The organism is Arthrobacter sp. Hiyo1 (genome assembly GCF_001263615.2).
GTDB lineage: Bacteria > Actinomycetota > Actinomycetes > Actinomycetales > Micrococcaceae > Arthrobacter.
The window spans coordinates 379981-384434 of sequence record NZ_DF952470.1; the positions used below are offsets into that span (position 1 = coordinate 379981).

6 protein-coding genes are annotated in these 4454 nt (G+C 64.0%); 3 read left to right on the forward strand and 3 right to left on the reverse strand.

Annotated features, from left to right (window positions below; genetic code table 11):
* Positions 1-67: 67 nt before the first annotated feature.
* The 3 genes from AHiyo1_RS10635 to AHiyo1_RS10645 are packed head-to-tail and all read right to left on the reverse strand — an operon-like array spanning position 68 to position 1640.
* A complete protein-coding gene (locus AHiyo1_RS10635) occupies positions 68-661 on the reverse strand; it encodes a dihydrofolate reductase family protein (protein WP_059388546.1) in 594 nt (197 codons plus the stop codon).
* Between the two features lie 48 nt (positions 662-709).
* Entirely contained in the window at positions 710-1243 is a 534-nt protein-coding gene (locus tag AHiyo1_RS10640) for a DUF6036 family nucleotidyltransferase (RefSeq protein WP_059388547.1), read from the reverse strand.
* Between the two features lie 31 nt (positions 1244-1274).
* Positions 1275-1640: an iron chaperone gene (locus AHiyo1_RS10645; protein ID WP_059388548.1), complete on the reverse strand. Its 366-nt coding sequence runs from the start codon at positions 1638-1640 to the stop codon at positions 1275-1277.
* A gap of 393 nt (positions 1641-2033) precedes the next feature.
* On the opposite strand from AHiyo1_RS10645, the gene AHiyo1_RS10650 reads away from it, so the two are divergent.
* From AHiyo1_RS10650 to AHiyo1_RS10660, 3 genes are all read left to right on the forward strand, one after another.
* Positions 2034-2735: a queuosine precursor transporter gene (locus AHiyo1_RS10650; RefSeq protein WP_059388549.1), complete on the forward strand. Its 702-nt coding sequence runs from the start codon at positions 2034-2036 to the stop codon at positions 2733-2735.
* Between the two features lie 182 nt (positions 2736-2917).
* Positions 2918-3604 (forward strand): ABC transporter ATP-binding protein, encoded by a 687-nt coding sequence (locus tag AHiyo1_RS10655; RefSeq protein WP_253257265.1) that lies wholly within the window; start codon positions 2918-2920, stop codon positions 3602-3604.
* Positions 3605-3606: 2 nt separating this feature from the next.
* Positions 3607-4454 (forward strand): DUF6297 family protein (locus tag AHiyo1_RS10660; protein ID WP_216363178.1); only part of this gene is annotated, 848 nt, incomplete at its 3' end.

Here is a 4454-nt window from a genome sequence, read left to right on the forward strand (position 1 = left end):
GACGAGACTGAGGTGTACGCGTTCCTGGAGGCGCACTCGGGGTAGTTTCGTGCGGCACGTTTGGGGTCTACTCCTTGAGGACCGGGTAGCTCAAGTGCGTGACACCCACACCCTCGACGACGGTCGGGTTGCCCAAAGTGAGCGGCGCGTTCCCAACGCGGTCGAACATCCGGATACCGGATCCGAGCAGCAGCGGAACCAGATCGACGCGGATTTCGTCCAGCAGGCCGGCATCGAGGCACTGCCGAATGGTGTCCGGCCCGTGCATGCCGACGATCTTGTCGCCGGCAGCGGCCTTTGCCTGCGCGACGGCGCTTTCCAGGCCGTCGGTGACGAAATGCACCGCCGTGTCGGGGCGGGGCCACCCCTCCGGCATCTGATGCGTCACCACATACGCAGGCACGCCGAACGGGTGCTGGCCGCCCCAAGCGTCGGCGCGGTCGGAGGTGCGTCTCCCGGTGAGCATCGCGCCTACCTCGCCCATCAAAGCCCGTAGGTGTTCAGCGCTCGCTTCGGAAACATGGAACGTGAAGCCCGGGTTGAAGGTAGGGACGTCGACGTCGCCGGCGAAGTACCAGTCGAAGACCTCGTCAACGCCGTCCTCGAGATCCGCCACGTAGCCGTCGAGGGACATCGACATGAACGCCACTACCTTGGTCATTACCTAGCTCCTTCGGTTTCGGACGGGTTCGGGCCGGCCGGGGCCGGGTCAAACGGACATGGCCCAAGACAAAGCCGCATCCCGTCGAGGCTCGGATGGGTCTATCAGCCTGATTCTGTCCACGAGCCGGACGCGCTCGATGAGGGATGACTCGATGAGTGCAAGAACGAACGCGTGGTCTTTGGGGCGTGCAGCAATGAGCTTCGCCGCGCAGAGATCGTAAGGGTCCAGGCAAAGCCCGGTGCTGTTTCGGGTCCGCTCATTGCGCACGCCGACCAGGCGGTACTCCCAGTCGTCGGGGAGCACCGCGGTCTCCCTTTCGGCCGCCTGGACATAGAACCCGAACTCCTTGTGGAAAGGCGACCACTCGCCAAGGGCAGAATCGATGCTGTCCGCGAGCGTGCCGGCGTCGTCGTCGGAAAACGGCGCGATGTCGACGGCATCCGACATAGTGATCGTGGCAGGTAATTGGTCCTCCGTGAACGATCCCAGAATTGACTGGCTGCCGATCACGATTACCCGGTCGCCGTGGATGATATCCGTGGCGGCCCGGATGGCGTGCTCGAGCTCATCGCGGCGCATGGCTGTACCGTACCCCTGCCCAGGCCGATTGTCAGTACCCGCCCCGTCGCCTCTCGCGCTCAGACAGCAGCGTCGCCACCTCTTCGATGATCTCGTACGGCATAGGCTTCCCGAGGGGGAATTTCAACGTCCCCTTGGCCGCCCGGAACGGGGCGATTTCGCGCTCGAAGTCCTCGCCGCCGTCGGGCACTGGATAGACGGAAATGTGGTGCTTCCACGCCGCGAAATACACGACGTAGTGGCCGTCGAGCGTGATGGTGGGGATCCCGTAACTGATCCTGTCCGCGGCTCCGGGCACTGCTGCCAGGGCCCGCCGTCGGACCTCGTGAAGGATGGGTTGCACCTCGCCGGGTTGCGCCGCGATGTAGTCGTCCACCGTGTCAAAGTTCCCTGCCATGTGCGTCCCTCGCTCCGTTCCGTATCCCGCCGCTCTGCTGGTCTTCGACCAAGCTTGCCGTACCCCGCGCCGCCCCGCCAGAGGGGATCGAACGGGTCCGGGGCGACCCCGACGCTCGCTCGCTTATGTTGGGTTTGGGCCGGACGCTCGCTCGCTTATGTTGGGTTTGGGCCGGACCCTCGCTCACCTATGTCGGGTTTGGGCCGGACGCTCGCTCACCTGGGGTGACACGCGTCGTCGGCGGTGGCGAGTTTGCCTGACAATTCTCGATTCCCCGATGCGAGAATGGGGGAGGCTCCGCGGTTTTGCAGGCGGGTCCACCACCAGTGCTAATACAGCGGGGCGCCGTGCTTACTCCAGCCGCCTGCGCGAACCACTATGAACGGACAAGCTATGACGTCAGCACCAGAATCCCAGACCCTCAGTAAACCCGCGCCGCGCTTCGCGTCGATAGGCTCCCCGTACTTTGGCATCATGCTGGCATGCATGGCCGTCGTGCTGATCCTGTCCAATATCGGCGCTGCCAAAGGCGTCGTCTTCGGTCCGATCATCACCGATGGCGGATTCTTCCTCTTCCCGCTTGCCTACATTCTTGGCGATGTCATGAGCGAGATCTATGGATTCAAGGTTGCCCGCAAAGCGATCATCACCTCGTTCGCGCTGTCAGCATTCGCATCGCTCTGCTACTGGATCATCATCGCGCTGCCGGGTTTCAATGACGACTATGGCAACGCCAAGCAGGCCGCCATCGAAGGCGCACTGGGGCCGGTTCCCCAGATCGTCCTTGCTTCCCTTCTCGCATTCCTGGCCGGCCAGACAATCAACTCCCTGATCCTGGTGAAGATGAAAGCCCGTTCGGGTGAGAGAACTCTCTGGGCCCGGCTCATGGGCTCGTCCGGGGTCGGCGAATTCGTGGACACGCTTATCTTCTGCAGCATCGCGGCGTCGGTCATTGGCATTACGGACTTCGGAAGCTTCGTCAACTACGTGCTGGTTGGCTTCGTGTACAAGGTCGGCGTCCAGTACATCCTCGTGCCGGTGACGTCCTTGGTCATTGGCTGGATCAAGAAGCGCGAGCCCAGCTACTGGGCCTGAGCAGGAAATCCGGGATGGCATTTATGTGAGCGGGCGTCCGGCCGGGACGCGATTTATGTGAGCGAGCGTCGGGCCGGGACGGCATTTATGTGAGCGGGCGTCGGGCCGGGACGCGATATATGTGAGCGGGCGTCCGGCCGTCGGCTCAGGGGAACCGCAGGGAAGTCCGGTAGTTTCAGAGGATGAAGCTGGGAAGCGCCGTTCTGACGGCCGAGAATCTTGTTGCAGGCTATGGCGAGCATGCTGTGTGCGGGCCGCTCGACGTCGAGGTTTTCTCCGGGCAAGTGCTCGGGATGGTGGGCGAAAACGGTGCCGGCAAGTCCACCCTGCTGCGCACGATGATTGGCGCCCAGGCCGCCATTGAGGGCGATGCTCACGTTCTTGGCTTGATGCCGGACGACCGCTCGGCCCTCTTCCGCAGCAAGGTCTCGGTGCTGCTGGATGAGGATGCCTACTTCGATTCACTCACGGTCCGTGAGCACCTTTCCTTCGTGGCCCGTGGGCATGGCCTCGCCAACCCCGACGGGGCTGTGGAGGAAGAGATCGGCTTCTTCGAGCTTCAAACCGCCGCCGATGCCTTTCCCGATCAGCTTTCCTCCGGACAGCGCCGCAAACTCCTCCTCGCCTCGGCATTCATCCGGCCCTTCGAACTGCTTGTCCTGGACGAACCGGAGCAGCGGCTCGATACCCGCATGCGCGGCCTGCTTGCGCAGCGGATCGCCCGGACTGCCAGGAAGAGTGCCGCCGTCGTCATGGTCACGCACGATGCGGACGTCGCCCAAGCGGCGTGCACCCGGGCGGTAATAGTCGACGACGGCGGTGCGCGCGTGGTTAGTACGGACGAGGCTGTGGCAAGGATTCGCCGGTGAGCATGTCCACTGCTGCCGTAGCGCAGCCGGAGTTCGTGGATTTCGACCCGGAGCGTGCCACTCGAAAGGTGATTCGCCCGCGGGGCCAGTCCTTGCTTTCCAGGCTCAACGAACTGTACATCCAGTTCCTGACGTTCGGCGTCGGCCTGATTTACGCGATTGGCCTCCTCAACGGGCTCACTGCCGCAGCGGAGCATGGCTTCGGCGGCCACCTGATTTCGGTCGGCTACGGCGTGGTCCCCGTTGAATACGGCCTGGTGGTTGGGTTCGGGCTCTTGGGCCTCGCGGCCTATTGGGTGGCGGGCAGGCTCGGGCCACTCGCCATCACGGCGAATCAGCGGCACTGGTGGTACTCGCTGGCTATCGACCGCGAGCCGCTTCTAGCCCGAGGATTGCGTCGCGCAGTCTCGGCTGCCGCCGTCGTCGGAGCCCTCGCCACCATTCCGGTAGCAGTCATCAGCCGTTCGAACGCGATGGTGTTTGCCGGACGGGTCCTGGCAGGGGCATTGACAGGTGCCGCTATTCTCGCGCTGGCCGCGTTCGCCCAGACGCGTTCAGGGGCGGCGGCCGGGCAAGGTAGGCCGATGAACTGGCTGTTGGCGGCTGCTTCGGCCGCACTCGGCGCGATGCTGTTCGGGACGCTGCAGGGGAACTGGATCTTCGCCGTCGCCCCTGCTGTCGCTTTGGTTGCGGCGGCGCTCGGGATGCGGAACAAGCTTTCCAGCGTCCGCACGACATCGCTGCTCAAAGCCGGGTCCGCGAGGGGACATGTTCAGGCTGCACTGACGCTCATGGACACCGGGGAACTCAGTGCCTCGCTTTCCAGCGGCGGCAAACGGAGCCGGGTCAA